This window comes from Staphylococcus sp. T93 (assembly GCF_016743875.1).
GTDB lineage: Bacteria > Bacillota > Bacilli > Staphylococcales > Staphylococcaceae > Staphylococcus > Staphylococcus aureus.
The window spans coordinates 950,374-968,790 of sequence record NZ_CP068247.1; the positions used below are offsets into that span (position 1 = coordinate 950,374).

Here is an 18,417-nt window from a genome sequence, read left to right on the forward strand (position 1 = left end):
CATTCACCTACTTAAAATATGTTTTTAATTGTTCACATGCATGTTGTAATGTTAGTTGATCAACATGTTGTACAACGATATCTCCAAATTGTCTAATCAAGACCATTTGTACACCTTGCTTATCATTCTTTTTATCACTTAGCATATATTGGTATAACGTTTCAAAATCCAAGTCAGTTATCATGTCTAAAGGATAGCCGAGTTGTATTAAATATTGAATATAATGATTAATATCATGCTTAGAATCAAACAAAGCATTCGCAACTATAAATTGATAGATAATGCCAACCATCACTGCATGACCATGAGGTATTTTATGATAGTATTCAACAGCATGACCAAATGTATGACCTAAATTTAAAAATTTACGTACACCTTGTTCTTTTTCATCTGCAATAACAATATCCAGCTTCGTTTCAATACCTTTAGCAATATATTTATCCATACCATTTAATGACTGTAATATCTCTCTATCTTTAAAGTGCTGTTCGATATCTTGCGTCGCTGATTCACCATTCAATAACGCATGCTTATAAACTTCTGCATAGCCACTTAATATTTGCTCAAATGGTAACGTCTTTAAAAAGACTAAATCATAAATCACAGCAGTTGGACGATAAAATGCACCGATAAGGTTTTTACCTTGCTTTGAGTTAATACCCACTTTACCGCCAACACTAGAATCATGCGCTAGTATAGTCGTTGGCACTTGTATAAAGTGCACGCCTCGTAAAAGTGTCGCCGCAATAAACCCAGCAAAATCACCAGTTGCACCACCACCAACAGCAATAATTGCTGTATTACGAGTTACATGATGGGATAAAATATACTCTAATGTTTCTTGATATTGCTCAAATGTTTTCGTCTTTTCACCAGCTGGAATAATAACTTTATGTACATTTTCATATGATAAAATATCATCAAATTTATCAGCAAAATATTGATTTACATGCTCGTCAATTAATATAAAACTTTGATCAAACTGATCAATATACGTGCTAATATGGTCAATTGCACCGTGTTCAACATATATTGGATAATTATTTGAAGGGTATGTTGTTTGTAATTTCATGATTACACCTCAATTGTTCTTGTTGTTAAAACTCAATATTTAATTGTCTGCGCTCAATAATTTGTTGTTTAAGTTGCTCAATATGATTTGATTGGAATTCTTCCAATAATGCTTTTGCTATTTCAAATGCTACGACATGTTCGCAGACGATACTTGCTGCAGGAACAGCACAACTATCAGAACGTTCAATTGTTGCTTTAAAGTCTTCTTTAGTATTAATGTCTACTGAATTTAATGGTTTATATAACGTTGGAATTGGTTTCATTACACCATTAACGATAATTGGCATTCCATTTGACATACCGCCTTCTAAACCACCTAAGTGATTAGATCCACGATAATAACCAATTTCACTATTATATAGAATTTCATCTTGAATCTCACTACCTGGCTTTTCAGCTGCTTTAAATCCTTCACCAAAGCTTACACCTTTAAAAGCATTTATGCTGACAACACCTTGTGCAATCTTACCATCTAACTTACGATCATAATGCACATAACTACCTACACCAACAGGCATATTTTCAACTACAACTTGAACGACACCGCCAATTGAATCTCCTTCATTTTTAGCTTCGTCAATTTTATCTCGCATTGCTTGTGCGATACTGTCATCAATTACACGAACATCATTACGATCAAGATTTGCTTTAAATGTTTCTGAATCATAAAAATCTTTATCTTTAATTCCACCTATTTCAACAACACGACTGTATATATCGATATCTAACTGTTGTAATAACACTTTACATAAGGCACCGACTGCAACTCGAGCTGCTGTTTCTCTAGCAGATGATCGCTCTAGCACATTTCGTAAATCACGATGATTATATTTCATACCTCCAACCAAATCTGCATGACCAGGTCTTGGTTTTGTAATAGTACGTTTCATATTTTCACGTTCTTCTTCACTTATTGGAGCTGCTCCCATAATTTTTCTCCAATGCGTAAAGTCATCATTGGTTACAACCATAGTAATTGGACTACCTAATGTATAACCATTTCTAACGCCTGATACTATTTCTACTGTATCTTTCTCAATTTGCATACGACGTCCACGTCCGTAACCGCCTTGACGCTTAAACATTTCTTTATTAATATCCTCAACCTTAATTTCTATATTTGCAGGTACACCTTCAACAATAACTGTTAATTGAGGTCCATGTGATTCTCCTGATGTTAGGTATCTCATACACACTCGCTCCTTTCATACTTCCACGATAACATTATAATATGTTGTTAATCTTATCATATTCATTGTGCATTCATAAATGTTTGTTTTCAAGCTCAATTAAGAAAATGGATGACATCTCATTTTAAATGTCAGAATTATCTTAATATTAAACGAACTAAAATTAATTATAATATATTCGTCTGTAGAAAAGTATCATGAATTTCTAAACAGTTGCATCATATAATCATTAATTAAAAATGATTAGCCGTTTTAATATAATCGTATCGCAACTTTAGCAAATAATATACTGACTACATTTCTTAATACAAAAGAACGAACTGTTAATTATTAATAAAGTTAATCAGTCCGTTTAAAAAAATTATGATATTAAAATATACATATGTTAAGCGCTTTTGTTATACTTTGACTTCAAAAATATAATCAATTCTTTTACTAATACATAAAAAATATAAATGAGAGTCAGTATAAAAATAATTTTTGTTATAGGATTAAGTGGTTTATCTAAAAATATAGCACCATATAGTAATTCCATTAATTTTAAGAACATTAAAATCCCCAAAATAATCGAAATAATATTCTTCATTTTAACAACCCCTTCTCTCTGTTTAGTTTCATTTGATAAAGAATATTCCTCTCTTTTTAATACGTGTTACCAAAAAACTATAAAATTTTTCAAGTAATTTACTACAACATAAAAAACGGGCCTTGTTATGTATAATCATAATGACTAACCACATAACAAAACCCTTTCTACCTTTATAAATAAATCGTAAAGGTTTACAGTTTATATTTTATTCATATAACCATGCATCACGTGGTGAAGCATAGCTAGTAATTTCATTTTCATTAAACCATAGATTAATTTCACGTTCAGCAGACTCTAATGAATCTGAACCGTGAATGATATTTCTACCAACAGTTAAACCTAAATCACCTCTAATTGATCCTGGTGAAGCTTCTGAAGGATTGGTGCTGCCAATAATATGTCTAGATACATTAACTGCATCTTCACCTTCAACTACCATTGCGAACACTGGTGCTGATGTAATAAATGAAATTAAATCATTATAAAATGGTTTACCTTGGTGTTCACCATAATGTGTTTCAGCAAGTTCCATTGGTACTTGCATTAATTTACCACCGACAAGTTTTAGTCCTTTTCTTTCAATTCTTGAAATTACTTCACCAATTAGATTTCTTTGTACTGCATCTGGTTTAATCATTAAAAATGTACGTTCCACTTTATGTATCCCCCTGTGTTTAATAGGTTTATGTATATTACTATTATATATTAACAGGTTGGTAAAGCGCTTTCAATACTTTTCATAAATACTACGTGTTTCTTGAACCCATTTTTTTCGTCAAACTTAAAAGTAGTGATTTCGGATGTCCATCTGGTAACTCAGAAATCAAATTCAAAGCTTTACTTAAATACTTCGAACTTACTGCCTTAGCCTCATCGATGCTGTCAGATTTTCTAATGATTTGGATACATTCTTCAAATTCTTTGCGTTCACTATCACGACGTAACTGTTCGATTTTCAATTTGAAGTCTGGATTTTTACGCATTTCTAATAAAATCGGTAACGTAATATGACCATTAAGCAAATCACTTCCGACCGGCTTACCTAATTTCTTTTCGGTACTTGTGAAGTCTAATACATCATCAATGATTTGGAAGCTCATACCTATATAATGACCAATCATTTTCAATTTTCGTACAGTCTCTTTATCAGATTGAGAAGTAATTGCACCAACTTCAGTTGATATTTGAATTAACAGTGCTGTTTTGCGATTGATACGTCGTAAATAATTAATAATTGTCTGTTGACTGTTAAATTGGTCTTGAAATTGGAAAAGTTCCCCTCTACAAACATCAACGATAGATTCAGATATCAATTGATGTACACGATTATCTTTAACGGCCATTAAGTGTTCAAGTCCTAATGCCAATAAAAAATTCCCAGTTAAAATAGCAGTTGTCTGATCCCATTTCTTTGATATGGTTAACTTGCCTCGACGCTTGTCGCTTTTATCAATAACGTCATCATGAACAAGTGTTGCCATATGAATTAACTCTAATGCGACTGCAACTTGATACGTTTGTTCAGACGTTTGTTCATCTTTGCCAAATTGGCTACTCAGAATAACAAATGCTGGGCGTACTCTTTTACCACCAGAAGACAATAAGTGTAATGATGCCTGTTCTAATACAGAATCTTTACTTTTTATTGCCTTTTCAAGTCGTTGTTCCACTTTCTTAATTTCATTGTTCATGTTTAACTTTGCCACGTTAATCACCTTTGGTATTATCTTTTTCTTTATAGCCAAGGTGCATTGCAGCAACGCCCCCTGTAAAACTACGTACTCTTACATTTATGAAACCTGCTTCTTCAAACATGCGCTTCAACTCTTCTTTTCCAGGAAAATTAAACGTAGATTGCTGTAACCATTCATATTCTTCTTTTGATTTTGCAAATAATTTTCCAAAAATAGGCATAACAAATTTAAAGTATAGTGCATACATTTGTTTAAAGACTGGCAAAGTTGGTTGGCTCGTTTCAAGACATACCACCATACCACCTGGTTTAAGTACTCTATTCATTTCTTTTAACGCGACTAAATAGTCTGGCACATTTCTTAATCCAAACCCAATTGTTACATAATCAAAAGAATTGTCTTCAAACGGCAATTCCATTGCATCACCATGAACAAGTTTAACATTTTCCATTGAAGCAGTTTTTTCTTTTCCTACTTCTAACATATTCTCACTAAAGTCAATACCAGTAACTTCACCTGTTGGTCCTACAGCTTTGCTTAATGCGATTGTCCAATCACCAGTACCACAACAAACATCTAATGCTTTCGTCCCTTTTCTAACACCCATGTCTTTCATGACGCGTTTTCTCCATACTTTATGCTGCTCAAAACTAATAATATTATTTAATCTATCATATTTTTTTGAAATATTTTGAAAAACGCGATGTACTTGCTCTTTATTTGCTTTATTGTCAGCCATGCTTAATTACCTCTACTTTTTAAATAACTTTTTTGGATATCGTGTAAGTAATGCTTTACTTCACTTTGATTATATTTCTTGAAGTATGATGGATAGTAATCAGACATATCTTCAAATAAATAATTATATATTTCCGACTCATCAATATTGATACCGAAATGAGATAACGTAATATATGGGAAAAGTGTTTCAATTTTTACTATTGCTTGAGAAATTTCATAATCATTTAAAGCTTGATGATGTAATGAAGATTTCAATTCATTAATTTCAACAATTGCTTTACTAATTTCATTTTGAAATGATAAATCATTGATTTCTGCTAGTAGCGTATAAAAATGTGCACTAATTAAATCTCCAATCAAAATGGAATGTTTAGACAAATGATTATATGTAATGTCATCAAGGTGTCTCATTGATGTGTCAATTGTGAGGCATGCCACTTTGGCAACATCTGGAATATCATATAAATCAAGTAACTTACCTAACCGATGATTAATATTAATGGATTCATATTCTGATACGCCCTTTAATCTTTCTTCTATTTGTCTTTCCAATTTGCTAACAGTTGTTTCCATGTCTACACCTCACGATATTATCACTATTCATATTAACATTATATGTAAGAAATTAAAATCTTTTGAAGCATTAAGATTACTTATCATTTTTAAATTTCAATTTAAACTAACAGTAATTTATGTAGCTTTTGTAATTCTCATAATAACCTTTACTTCATTTACATTATTCATCTTTTTAAATAACGTAAAATACTATAGTAGACATGGTTACCTTTTAAGTAAATTCAACGCTAACAATTAATCTCAATATTCATATGTATATTTTGTAGTTGCTATTTTTATCAAAACTATTATGTCATGTAATATTTTGAACGCTTAAACAATGAATGTTCCAAAGATTAAAAACTTAGAAGAACATTACAATTTATGTACAGGTTGTAAGTATTAAAAGCAAAATAAAAAGCCCTTATTCAGGGCTTTTTAAGTAAAATTATTTTACAGCATCTTTTAATGCTTTACCAGCTTTGAATGCTGGAACTTTACTTGCTGGGATATCAATTTCTTTACCAGTTTGAGGGTTACGACCTTTACGTGCAGCACGTTCACGTACCTCAAAGTTACCGAAACCAATTAATTGTACTTTTTCACCTTTAGCAAGTGAGTTTTGGATTGATTCGAATACAGCATCTACTGCTGAACCAGCTTCTTTTTTAGTTAAATCAGCTTGCTCTGCAACTGCATTGATTAAATCTGTTTTGTTCATTAGACATTCACCTCCTGAGGTTTGATAATGATATGTTTATATCATTATGGTAAAACTTTAACACAAGCATTACATAAATCGCAATCATTTATGTGGCAAAAACGTTGAATTTAAGCCATTTCTATTCATTTTACGTAATTATTAGCCGTATATGTGTAATAATACACATTTTATTCAGATTTTTTATCGCGCTCCATTAAATCTTTTACGCATTCTTTTACTGAGATATTTTCAAATAATACTCTATATAATGCATTTGTAATTGGCATATCCACATTTTTTTCTTTAGCTAAATGATAAACTGATTTAGTTGTATAAATACCTTCAACAACCATATTCATTTCAGATAATGCTTGATCCATTGATTCACCTTGTCCAAGTTTATATCCTAATGTGAAATTCCGAGAATGTGTTGATGTGCAAGTAACGATTAAGTCACCGATACCACCTAAACCTAGAAATGTCATAGGATCGGCACCTAACTTTTCACCTAATCTACTAATTTCCGCTAAGCCACGAGTCATTAATGCAGCTTTTGCATTATCACCGTAGCCAATTCCAGCTACGATACCACTTGCTACTGCGATGATATTTTTCAATGCACCACCAAGTTCAACACCAATCAAGTCATCATTCGTGTACACACGCAAATAATCATTCATAAATAAATCTTGCGTTAATTTACTTACACTTTTATCTTTTGATGAAGCAGCAACTGTAGTTGGTTGCTTGACTACAACTTCTTCCGCATGACTTGGCCCTGACAACACGCCAATACCTGCATTATATTCAGGTGAAATAGAATCTTCAATCATTTCTGACACACGTTTAAACGTCCCATTTTCAATACCTTTAGCAACATGTATAAAAGTCTTTTTAGAGGTCAGCTTATCATTAATTTGAGAAGCAACTTCTCGCATTGCTTTAGTAGGTAAAGCCATTAAGTAAATATCTGCAAATTGAATTGCTTTGGTCATATCTGAAGTAGCGATGATGTTAACATCTAATTTCGCGTATTTTAAATACTTTTTATTTGTATGACATGTATTTAATTCATCAACAGCATCTTGATTTTTACCCCACATCAAAACATCATGTCCATTTTCTGCAAGAACATTGGCAAGGGCTGTCCCAAAACTTCCCATACCAAAAACGGTAATTTTAGTCATTGTTATCCCCCAATCGTTAATTTCTCTTTCGAGCTATAATATGAATTGGTGTACCTTCAAAACCAAAAGCGGCACGGATTTGATTCTCTAAATAGCGTTTATAAGAAAAATGCATTAATTCTACATCATTAACAAATACAACAAATGTCGGTGGTTCTATAGCAACTTGTGTTGCATAAAAGACATTCAAACGTCTACCTTTGTCTGTTGGTGTAGGGTTCATGGAAATTGCATCAGTAACAACTTCATTTAAAGTTGAACTTTGAACACGTTTTTTATGGTTTTCACTTGCTTCATTGATGTAAGGGAATAATGTACGTAATCTTGTGCGTTCTTTAGCAGACACAAAAGCAATTTGTGCATAATCTAAAAATTGGAATTCTTTACGTACTTCATCTTCAAATTTCTTCATCGTTTTACTATCTTTTTCCACAGTATCCCATTTATTTACGACAATCACGACTGCTTTACCTTGTTCATGTGCATATCCTGCAACACGTTTATCTTGTTCAATGATGCCTTGTTCTGCATCTATGACCACTAAAACAACATTTGAACGTTCAATCGCTTTTAAAGCTCTTAATACTGAATATTTCTCAGTTGATTCATATACTTTTCCTTTTTTACGCATACCAGCAGTATCGATTAAAACATAATCTTGTCCATCATAACTATACTCTGTATCAATAGCGTCTCTCGTTGTCCCTGCAACATTAGAAACGATAACGCGATCTTCACCTAAAATAGCATTTACTAAACTTGATTTACCTACGTTTGGTCGTCCAATAATGGATAGTCGAATTGTATCTTCATCATAAGGATCTTCTTCCTCTTCACCAAAATGAGAAACAACTGCATCTAACAAGTCACCAAGACCTAAACCATGTGACCCTGATATCGGATACGGTTCACCAAATCCTAATGAATAGAAATCATACACGTCTGTACGCATTTCCATATTATCTACTTTGTTAACCGCTAATACGACCGGTTTTTTAGATTTGTATAAAATTTGAGCGACCATTTCATCGCTTTGTGTCAATCCTTCACGCACGTTAACCATAAAAATAATAACATCCGCTTCATCTATGGCGATTTCTGCCTGCGCTCTAATTTGTGTTTGGAATGGTGCATCACCAATTTCAATACCACCTGTATCAATAATATTGAAATCATGTGTTAACCATTCACCTGAAGAATAAATACGATCTCGTGTTACACCTGGCGTGTCTTCCACAATCGAAACACGTTCTCCAACTATTCTATTAAAAATTGTAGATTTACCTACATTAGGCCTACCTACAATAGCTACTATAGGTTTAGTCATAAGCTAACTTCCTCTCTTTCTTATATCTTTTTAATAATATCACATGAGACTGTGTATTCAAAATGAGTTTATTACTGTAATGATAAAAATCAGCACTTAAAACTTTATCTTTTTAAACACTTAGTTAAATTTGTCCACGTTATCATTCCGAGTATATTTTGTTACATAAAAATACTCCACATGCAATCATAAACATGTGGAGTTGACTATTAAATATTAAATTATAGTTTAAGATTTTTAAGTTTATCACCAATCATATCGCCAATTGTTGGATTATCTTCTTCTTCGTTTTCTAAGTACGCCTTAGTCGTAGAAGGATCACTTTCAACAACATCTTCGTTTGGTAATGTTGCTTTAATAGATAGTGATACTCTTTCATTCTCTTCATCAATACCTAATATTTTAACATTTACTTGTTGACCAGGTTCTAACACTTCACCTGGCGTACCAATGTGTTTGTGTGCAATTTCAGAAATATGTACAAGTCCTTGTACACCTGGTGCAATTTCAACAAATGCACCAAAGTTTGCCAATCTTACTACGACACCTTCAATGACATCATTTTCGTGGAATTGACCTTTAATATTTTCGAAAGGTGTTGGTAACGTATCTTTGATTGATAATGAAATACGTTCTGTATCTCTATCAATAGATTTAATTTTAACTTTAACATCTTGACCAATTGAAACTACTTCTTCTGGTGTTTGAACATGTTCGTGAGAAAGTTCAGATACATGCACTAAACCATCAACACCGCCAATGTCTATAAATGCACCAAATTGAGTTAAACGCGCTACTTTACCATCAATAACATCGCCTTCATTTAAAGATTGTAATAATTGATCTTTTTTAGCATCGTTTTCTTCTTGTTCAACTGCTTTACGGCTTAAAATGACTCTATTATTTTCAGGATCCAATTCTTCAACTTTAATACGAATTGTTTGTCCATCAAACACAGAGAAATCCTCAATGAAGTCTGTTGAAATTAGTGAAGCCGGAACAAAACCTCTTTGTCCTACATCAACAACCAAACCACCTTTAACTACTTCTGTTACTTTCGCTTCGATGATTTCATTATTATCTAATTTTTCTTGTAAATAACTATAAGACTTCTCAGTTTCAAGTTGTCTTCTAGATAAGATGTAAGCTCCAGTTTCATTTTCTTCATCAAACTCAACTTTAGTGACATATGCTTCAACTTCGTCGCCCTCTTTTACAACTTCACTTGGGCTATCAATATGATGCGTAGATAGTTGACTAATAGGAATAATCCCATTAAATTTACCACCGTTGATATGAACAACAACTTGCTTGTCTTCAACTTGTTGTACCTCGCCAGTGACTTTGTCACCTTCTTTAATATCGTTAATCATTGATTCATTGAATTCTTCAGTCATCTTGTTTGCCTCCTTATACACTACATATTTATAACATCTTATAAACTGACAGAATTGTCAAGAAATTCTACCTCGATTACATTTTGCGAAATAGTCATATACATAAATATGTCACTTTATCATATTCAAGTCGTCATATCGATAAATATTTATTACAACCATTTTTGTATCAAAGTAATACAGTTTGCTATGTTTATACATATTTTTTGTATAAAAATTAGCATAGCTTACTATTTTGTTTTATAAGTCTGTCATTTCATTGTTCTCTACAAGATATATTATAGTAAAATTTTATACTTTTATAAAACAAAAAGCCACGCAAATAAGCAACTTTTACATTTGAATAGTAAGAAGACCGTATATAGTGCATCTTTCTCGAATTATTACATAGGACATTTTTTGTGACTAAATCAGCTTCTTTTGCAATATTTAGATTTGTAACACTCATTTTCTTACCATTTGTAAAATGCTTTATGAATGTAATGAATTATTTTTGGAATTCTAATAATTCACCTTTATTATTTCTTTTTACTTTTTGAAAAACTTACACAATTCACTGACGCATTAACTTTTACCAAAAATAAAAAGGCAACTTTCATTCATCATTGAATAAAAATCACCTTTTAATTTGAGTAAATCATTATCAGCACATTCATTTTGTATATGCGTTAAGCGTTGCACATTACAAATAGATAGTTATGACTTATTAGATTATTTAATTTGACTCACCATCGCTAAAATTTCGTCAGTAACTTCTTCAATCGACTTGCCTGTCGTATCTAATGTCACTGCATCATCTGCTTTTCTTAATGGTGATATTTCACGGTTCATGTCATATTGATCACGAGCTTCAATATCACGTTTTAAATCTTCAAAATTTGATTCGATACCTCTTAATTGATTATCTTTATATCTTCTTTCTGCTCGCTCTTCAACTGATGCAATCATATATACTTTTAAATCTGCATCTGGTAGCACTACAGTTCCGATATCGCGACCATCCATTACGATACCTTTTTCTGCAGCTAACTCTTTTTGTTTTTTAACGGCGAATGAACGTACTGGCTCTTTAGATGCAACGTATGAAACATGTTGCGTCACATCATTATTTCTTAAAAAGTCTGTTACATCTTCGTTATCTAAAATGACACATTGACCTTTATCTGCTTTATAAGTTAAATCTAATGTTGTTTGGTCAACTAGTTTTGCAAAGTCCTCAGTTTTGTTTAATTTTAAATATTTGTATGTTAATGCACGATACATTGCTCCTGTATCGACATAAATCATTGATAGTTCGCTGGCTACACGTTTCGCAATTGTACTTTTTCCGGCAGCAGCTGGACCATCTAATGCAATATTAATGGCTTTCATGCGTCATTTCCCTTCCTTGTCGTTTTATGAATAATATTTTATCATAATTAGGTAAATTAAATATAGGAGGAAATATATGAAACATCTACTTGTTATTCATACTGGTGGCACCATTAGTATGTCACAAGACCAATCTAATAAAGTAGTAACAAATGATATCAACCCTATTTCAATGCATCAAGATGTCATAAATCAATATGCACAAATAGATGAATTAAATCCTTTTAATGTACCATCACCTCATATGACAATCCAACATGTTAAACAATTAAAGGATATTATTTTAGAAGCAGTAACAAATAAATATTATGATGGTTTCGTTATCACGCATGGTACCGATACGTTAGAAGAAACTGCCTTTTTACTTGATTTAATATTAGGTATCGAGCAACCTGTTGTTATTACTGGCGCAATGCGCTCGTCTAATGAAATTGGTTCTGACGGATTATATAATTATATTTCCGCTATTCGCGTTGCCTCTGATGAAAAGGCCCGTCATAAAGGCGTGATGGTTGTATTTAATGATGAAATTCATACGGCGCGTAATGTTACCAAAACACATACGTCTAATACAAACACATTTCAAAGTCCAAATCATGGTCCGCTAGGTGTATTGACAAAGGATCGTGTGCAATTCCATCATATGCCATATCGCCAACAAGCATTGGAAAATGTCAATGACAAACTAAATGTACCATTAGTAAAAGCATATATGGGTATGCCAGGTGACATTTTTAGTTTTTATAGTCGAGAAGGTATCGATGGTATGGTTATTGAAGCGTTAGGACAAGGCAACATACCTCCAAGCGCATTAGAAGGCATTCAACAATTAGTATCTTTAAATATACCTATTGTGCTAGTTTCACGTTCCTTTAATGGTATTGTGAGTCCAACTTACGCATACGATGGTGGTGGTTACCAACTCGCACAACAAGGTTTTATTTTTTCTAACGGCTTGAATGGTCCAAAAGCAAGATTAAAATTATTAGTCGCGTTAAGCAACAATTTAGATAAAGCTGAAATCAAATCATATTTTGAATTATAATGAATACGTAACATAAAAAGGTCTATGTACAATCAATAGTCATCAACCTCATTTGACATATCATGAATGTCAGTCGTTGTAAAACTAAGTTATTTAGTACATAGACCTTTATTTTTATGATTCTAAGGGCGTTTGTTTCTTAGCTAGCATGCTTTGAGCAATAATGCCCCCGTGGAATTTACCATTTTCAATAAAAATGGTATTCGCATCGTTCCCTGCAGCAATTACACCTGCAATATAGCAATTTTCGATATTTGTTTCGTATGTTTCTTTATTATACATAGGCGCTGTTCCAAATTCATTTGTATTAATTTGAATGCCTACAGATTTTAAAAATTCATAATCGGGATGATAACCAATCATCGCAAATACATAATCATTGTGTATCGTTTTACTTTCACCATTTACTTCATAAGTCACAGTATCTTCAGTTATTTGGGTAACATTAGCATTAAATTCCATGTCAATTTTTTCATGATTTACTAATGCTGTGAAATTTGGAAGTATCCACGGTTTAATTGAAGGCGAATAATCTCCACCACGATATAGAACCGTCACGTTAGCACCAGCTTTTTCCAACTCCAAAGCAGCATCGATAGCCGAATTCTTACCACCGATAATTACAACATCTTGATCAAAATACGGATGTGCCTCTTTAAAATAATGGAACACTTTAGGTAAATCCGCACCTTCAACTTCTAATGTATTATGCTGACCATAATAGCCTGTCGCGATTGTTAAAAATCGACATTCATAAACATCTTTCGTCGTAGTAATAGTAAATTTATTATTCATTTTTTTAACAGTTAATACTTCTTCAAATGCATTTACTTTTAATTGATGATGTTTTACAACTTCTCGGTAATAAACTAGCGCTTGATTACGTCTTGGTTTACTTTCTTCAACGATAAACGGTACGTCCCCAATACTTAATTTATCACTTGATGAGAAAAATGTTTGGTGAGTAGGATAATTGTAGATTGATTCAACGACATTACCCTTTTCAATAATTAAGGTATCAATACCTTTTCTTTTTTGTTCAATAGCCGCACTTAATCCGCATGGCCCTCCACCAATTATGATACTTTCAACTTTTTGCATTGTTTCGGCCTCCTTTAATCCCAAACTATTATAACAGTTCAGTGATTGATGCGCTAAGTCTGTGCTTGAAGATTTATGATATATTTTTGACAATTTGTTTAATGTGAATAGAGAATTGTTAGCTACGGAGTTGAATAACACTACAATTTAATATGTTGATTTATTTTTTATTCTTCCTCGTTAAATTTGTTGATTGTGGTGTTTTATCTTTTTGATGACTATTTAAAAAGTTAAATTGATATGCCAATATTCGAGACAAGACCTTGTTAAATAACAAACTTTGAAAAATGAAAAAACCGCTACATACTTATAAGCGCAATTTAAGTTCTCCAAAATATTTAGAGATACTTATAATATGCACGTTTGTATATAGCAGTTCAGTTACAATTTATATAGTTATATTATGGAATAACGATTTGTTGACCGTTTCTAATATTGTTACCACTTAAACCATTGGCACGTCTAATTTTTTCAACATTTTCCGGTGAACCTGAACCGTAGTATTGAATTGCGATACGGTATAAGTTTTCTTGACCATTCACTGTATGTCTTTGGCCACCACCTTGACGTTGTTGTTGCTGTTGTTGATTTTGATTAGCTTGTTGTTGATTTTGATTATTTTGTGCTTGATTGTTCGCTTGATTAGCGTTGTTTTGATCATTATCAGATTCATCTTTAGTCGCTTTGTCTTGATCCTCTTTTGATTTATCACTGTCTGTAGATTTTGATTTATCTTTAGAAGCGTCTTTAGATGTGTCTTTGTCTTTACTTTCATCAGCATTATTTTTATTTGTATTCGCGATTTTATTTTCTTTTGTACCATTATTATGATTGTTTAATGCCATGCCTCCAAATATCGCTAATGCACCGATAATTAGTACAGCTGCAATTAATGGTAACAATACTTTGGCCATGCCACCTTTTTTACGTTCTTTATCTCTGTCATGATTGTCATGTTCATCATGGTTTTGGCTTGCATTATTAGAGGCATGTGGTTTTGAAGCGGCAGAAGCACTTTTACTTGCTGCGCCTCCAGCCAAACCTGCTGTTCCAGCACCGATCGCTGCACCTTTTTTGCCATTATGATGATCTTTAGACTTATCTTGAGACGCTTTATCCTCAGTCGAGTTATTCGCCTTGCCAGAATTACTTTTGTTTTGAGCGTCATTTGAATGTTTCTTAGCTTTAGAAGCAGCCATTGCACCAGCTGCACCTGCAACACCTGCTGTTCCAGCACCAATAGCTGCTGCTTTTTTACCATTATGATGTTCTTTAGGTTCATCTTGATCTTGTTTTACAGAATCATTATCATGTTCATTTTTTGATGTTTCTGATTGGTTAGCACCTGTTGTAAAATATGGTTTAGGTTGCTGAGATTGTTCAGCTTCACTCTTATCAGAAACTGTTGAATGCTCAGTGTTATTTTCTGCATTTTTAATAGTATCGTGTTTATCATTGTCTTCGATTGGTTCTGGATGTGATTTATCCATTGCAAAAGCATTCTTATTATAATATTCCTCTTCATGTTGAGGTGTACTGTCTTGATGGCTAGGTTCTTGACTTTCAGTACTGTGTGATGATTCGACTTGACGATCATCTATTGTGCCAGCCTCATTTTGAACATTGTCTTCAGATGTTTGTGATTCATTGTGAACTTGTTTATTATGATTCGTTGCTAAATCACGGCGTCTTTTTCTTCTTTGGGCATTTCTTGGCGGAAACTGTTGCTCCGTATTCTCTATTGTATCCTGATGTTCTAATTCTGATTGGTCTTTTTCAACATCTTCCGTATGGTCTTGATGTGAATTTGTGTCTATCGATTGACGATTTTTTTCAAAGTCATCTTTAAAATTATTAGACATAGCCATCTTCCTTTCTATTCTATTACAATGATTTTACATAAAATATACCCACATGACATATGTTTATGTATATTTTTCAAAATTATTTCAATCATTTTTCAATTGTGTATACACTAATTATAGCTTGTCAATTTTCTTTTAGTAAAGTAATACTATCTGAGAAATAAATTTTGCAACTTTTCATCAAATCCAATACTTCTAATTACCTTCTTCTTATTTAAAATTGCGATATCAGTTATATTAGAATCATTGTCACAACATCGATCTTGTGCCGGTGGATATTCACCGAAAAATTCTAATAAATACTTCCGTCTACATTGATCCAATTTGCAATAGCCAATCATGCGAAAGAATCCTAATTGCTTTCGTTTAAATGATTGCTTAAATATCTGTTTCAAGGCGCCGATACTATAGAATGATTGCAACGTTGTCAAAACGGCTTGTTTATCGGGAGCTAAAAATTCTCCTATTTCGAAATTTTGTACATCTTCTTCTGTTATCATATCTGCAAATAATAACGTTTCTAAAATATATTTATCGTCCGGTTGGAATAAACTAATTGCCTGACTTAGTTCACCATCGCGACCCGCACGGCCAATTTCTTGAATGTAGTTAGAAGGACTTGTTGAAAGATGAAAGTGAATGATTGTGCGAATATCTTTTTTATTAATTCCCATACCAAAAGCACTCGTTGCGACTATAATCGGAATATCATTATTTAAAAATTGTTGTTGAACTGTGTGTCGCTCTTGATAATTCATATCACCATGATAAATACCTGTAAGAAAACCTGAATCATAAATAAGTTGCGCTAAATTCAGACACATCTTTTTCGATGAGACATAAATAATCGTTGGTCCCGACTGTTGTAGAAACGGCAGCAACCATTCAATTTTATCTTCATCATCATGAAAATTAAGATGCTTAAAGCTTATATTTGGGCGATTCATTGTAGTTTTAATAACATTGAATTGAATCGCTAACATTTCCGTCAAATCATCTTGTAAATGCGGTGGTGCAGTTGCTGTCAATGCTAAGACAACCGCTTCTTTAAAATGCTTTGTTACTTTTCCTATTAGAGCATAATGTGGTCTGAAATCATATCCCCATTCAGATAGGCAATGTGCTTCATCTAGAACAATCATGCCAAAGTCTATCATAGATATTAATTTAAAATTTGACGGTTGCAGGAGAAATTCTGGACTTAGAAAGATGAAGCGGCTATGTCGTAAACATTTAATATTATGCTTTTTCTCAATTTCATCCATACCAGAGTGAATACATGTTACACGTTTTTCTCCATTTATTTTCAACTGCATAACTTGGTCATCCATTAAAGATATTAACGGTGAGATAATTAATGTCGGCTTACCTGATAAATACGTAGGTATTTGATAACACAAACTCTTTCCACTTCCAGTTGGAAGTATACCTAGAGTGTGTTGTTGAGACATTATACTTTCTATAATTTCCTGTTGTCCCGGTTTAAAACTCTCGAATCCAAATTTGTTTCGTAAAATATCATGCAACATTCAGATCACCTCTTTCAAATCCAACGATTAATACTTTTAATTGAAAATATGATAACGTGTCAAATTGTTCTTTGTAAAATTTTAATCGTTCGCCACGATGCTGTTGATAAAAATTCAAAAACTGGAGTTGATCTTCTAGTTCAACATAATCATCGTAATTAGACATGTAACCTTTGATTAAGATTTCAAGTACATGATCTTCGATAGTATTGATTTTAACTTGTTGTTGAGCCGCTATATCTTCCATCGTGAATTGTTCAAGCAATTTTGTATAAGTAATATAAGTTTGATTTAATAATGTAGGTTTCATTATTATTTTTGATAAAATAGTATATTCTCCACTTTCTAATTCAAACATCATTGTCACTAAATTATTCATTTCGTATTCAAACAATTGCTGTTGAGATAGCTTTTCTATTAAACTAACTTGCTGTCTCGTATACATTGGTTCATCATAGCCTTGCAAATAATAATGTAAGTAACATGGCCCTTTTAAAGTTATTGCTTTAAACAAGTTATGTAGTTCATTTTCAAAATCAATTTGTAATTGGTTTTCTTTAATGTAGTTATAGACAATCTTTACAGTTTCTTGTATCTTATTATTTTGAGAGATTGGTACAAAATGAAAAACATGTTGTTTGGTATTAGACATGGTTTGCACTAATAGTTGAATTGCTTGAAATGTTTGCCCCATGCTTTCAAATGTATATCTAGGATGCAACATGATTTCCATTTCAGCATTAAATTCATTGATTTTTTCTAAAAATAGCTCAAAAGACGGATATTTTAATAGTGGTAAACTGTGATATAATGACAACTGTTGTTGACTACAAGCGTCAAAAAAGGTTTGGTGAGATTTCTTACCAACTAAGATATTGTAAATACTTTTATTTGTTTTATAGTTAAATGTTTGTTGTAATGCTGTTTTTATAATGTGTTGCAAATTTAACCCTCACTCTGTAAAACGGATAATTTGAAAATAAAAATGATGCTGTCTAAAATTTTAGTCACATTACTATTTTAGCATTTTTATCAAAGGAGGCGAAGAC

At 32.4% G+C, this 18,417-nt stretch carries 20 protein-coding genes; 1 reads left to right on the forward strand and 19 read right to left on the reverse strand.

Features of this window, described 5'->3' with window-relative positions; all coding sequences use genetic code 11:
* Positions 1 to 7: 7 nt before the first annotated feature.
* From aroB to cmk, 14 genes are all read right to left on the reverse strand, one after another.
* Positions 8 to 1,072 carry a 3-dehydroquinate synthase gene (gene aroB / locus JG553_RS04500; RefSeq protein WP_000776325.1) on the reverse strand — a complete coding sequence of 355 codons (1,065 nt, stop codon included), beginning with the start codon at positions 1,070 to 1,072 and terminating at the stop codon, positions 8 to 10.
* A gap of 25 nt (positions 1,073 to 1,097) precedes the next feature.
* Positions 1,098 to 2,264 (reverse strand): chorismate synthase, encoded by a 1,167-nt coding sequence (gene aroC / locus JG553_RS04505; protein WP_001269929.1) that lies wholly within the window; start codon positions 2,262 to 2,264, stop codon positions 1,098 to 1,100.
* 385 nt (positions 2,265 to 2,649) lie between these two features.
* Positions 2,650 to 2,850 (reverse strand): hypothetical protein, encoded by a 201-nt coding sequence (locus JG553_RS04510; protein WP_000789522.1) that lies wholly within the window; start codon positions 2,848 to 2,850, stop codon positions 2,650 to 2,652.
* Positions 2,851 to 3,058: 208 nt separating this feature from the next.
* Positions 3,059 to 3,508, reverse strand: coding sequence for a nucleoside-diphosphate kinase (ndk, locus tag JG553_RS04515; protein ID WP_000442480.1), 450 nt, complete (start codon positions 3,506 to 3,508; stop codon positions 3,059 to 3,061).
* A gap of 91 nt (positions 3,509 to 3,599) precedes the next feature.
* Complete coding sequence (locus JG553_RS04520) at positions 3,600 to 4,559, reverse strand: polyprenyl synthetase family protein (RefSeq protein ID WP_001096471.1); 960 nt, start codon at positions 4,557 to 4,559, stop codon at positions 3,600 to 3,602.
* 1 nt (position 4,560) lies between these two features.
* The gene (locus tag JG553_RS04525) at positions 4,561 to 5,286 is read right to left on the reverse strand and encodes a demethylmenaquinone methyltransferase (protein ID WP_000774684.1); all 726 of its coding nucleotides are present in this window, start codon (positions 5,284 to 5,286) and stop codon (positions 4,561 to 4,563) included.
* A gap of 2 nt (positions 5,287 to 5,288) precedes the next feature.
* Complete coding sequence (locus tag JG553_RS04530) at positions 5,289 to 5,861, reverse strand: heptaprenyl diphosphate synthase component 1 (RefSeq protein ID WP_000450553.1); 573 nt, start codon at positions 5,859 to 5,861, stop codon at positions 5,289 to 5,291.
* Positions 5,862 to 6,291: 430 nt separating this feature from the next.
* Positions 6,292 to 6,564, reverse strand: coding sequence for an HU family DNA-binding protein (locus tag JG553_RS04535; protein ID WP_001043863.1), 273 nt, complete (start codon positions 6,562 to 6,564; stop codon positions 6,292 to 6,294).
* Between the two features lie 170 nt (positions 6,565 to 6,734).
* Positions 6,735 to 7,733 (reverse strand): NAD(P)H-dependent glycerol-3-phosphate dehydrogenase, encoded by a 999-nt coding sequence (locus JG553_RS04540; RefSeq protein WP_000161738.1) that lies wholly within the window; start codon positions 7,731 to 7,733, stop codon positions 6,735 to 6,737.
* Positions 7,734 to 7,749: 16 nt separating this feature from the next.
* A complete protein-coding gene (gene der, locus JG553_RS04545; protein WP_000165530.1) occupies positions 7,750 to 9,060 on the reverse strand; it encodes a ribosome biogenesis GTPase Der in 1,311 nt (436 codons plus the stop codon).
* 221 nt (positions 9,061 to 9,281) lie between these two features.
* Entirely contained in the window at positions 9,282 to 10,457 is a 1,176-nt protein-coding gene (gene rpsA / locus JG553_RS04550; RefSeq protein ID WP_000133954.1) for a 30S ribosomal protein S1, read from the reverse strand.
* Between the two features lie 256 nt (positions 10,458 to 10,713).
* Positions 10,714 to 10,905, reverse strand: coding sequence for a hypothetical protein (locus JG553_RS04555; protein WP_001789944.1), 192 nt, complete (start codon positions 10,903 to 10,905; stop codon positions 10,714 to 10,716).
* Positions 10,906 to 11,021: 116 nt separating this feature from the next.
* Positions 11,022 to 11,138 (reverse strand): hypothetical protein, encoded by a 117-nt coding sequence (locus JG553_RS04560; RefSeq protein ID WP_001789945.1) that lies wholly within the window; start codon positions 11,136 to 11,138, stop codon positions 11,022 to 11,024.
* Between the two features lie 30 nt (positions 11,139 to 11,168).
* Entirely contained in the window at positions 11,169 to 11,828 is a 660-nt protein-coding gene (gene cmk, locus JG553_RS04565) for a (d)CMP kinase (RefSeq protein WP_000644391.1), read from the reverse strand.
* A 76-nt stretch (positions 11,829 to 11,904) separates the two neighbouring features.
* Between cmk and JG553_RS04570 the strand changes: the two genes are divergently transcribed.
* Complete coding sequence (locus JG553_RS04570; protein ID WP_000681756.1) at positions 11,905 to 12,873, forward strand: asparaginase; 969 nt, start codon at positions 11,905 to 11,907, stop codon at positions 12,871 to 12,873.
* Positions 12,874 to 12,987: 114 nt separating this feature from the next.
* Here JG553_RS04570 and ypdA read toward each other — a convergent pair whose 3' ends face one another.
* From ypdA to JG553_RS04595, 5 genes are all read right to left on the reverse strand, one after another.
* Positions 12,988 to 13,974, reverse strand: coding sequence for a bacillithiol disulfide reductase YpdA (gene ypdA / locus JG553_RS04575; protein WP_001174260.1), 987 nt, complete (start codon positions 13,972 to 13,974; stop codon positions 12,988 to 12,990).
* 160 nt (positions 13,975 to 14,134) lie between these two features.
* Positions 14,135 to 14,251: a hypothetical protein gene (locus tag JG553_RS04580; protein ID WP_011447014.1), complete on the reverse strand. Its 117-nt coding sequence runs from the start codon at positions 14,249 to 14,251 to the stop codon at positions 14,135 to 14,137.
* 124 nt (positions 14,252 to 14,375) lie between these two features.
* Positions 14,376 to 15,836, reverse strand: a complete 1,461-nt coding sequence (gene ebpS / locus JG553_RS04585) for an elastin-binding protein EbpS (RefSeq protein ID WP_000069282.1) — start codon at positions 15,834 to 15,836, stop codon at positions 14,376 to 14,378.
* Positions 15,837 to 15,988: 152 nt separating this feature from the next.
* Complete coding sequence (locus JG553_RS04590) at positions 15,989 to 17,368, reverse strand: RecQ family ATP-dependent DNA helicase (RefSeq protein ID WP_000902119.1); 1,380 nt, start codon at positions 17,366 to 17,368, stop codon at positions 15,989 to 15,991.
* Positions 17,358 to 18,311: a YpbB family protein gene (locus JG553_RS04595; RefSeq protein ID WP_001163801.1), complete on the reverse strand. Its 954-nt coding sequence runs from the start codon at positions 18,309 to 18,311 to the stop codon at positions 17,358 to 17,360. Before JG553_RS04595 ends, JG553_RS04590 begins: the two co-directional genes overlap by 11 nt.
* Positions 18,312 to 18,417 lie beyond the last annotated feature (106 nt).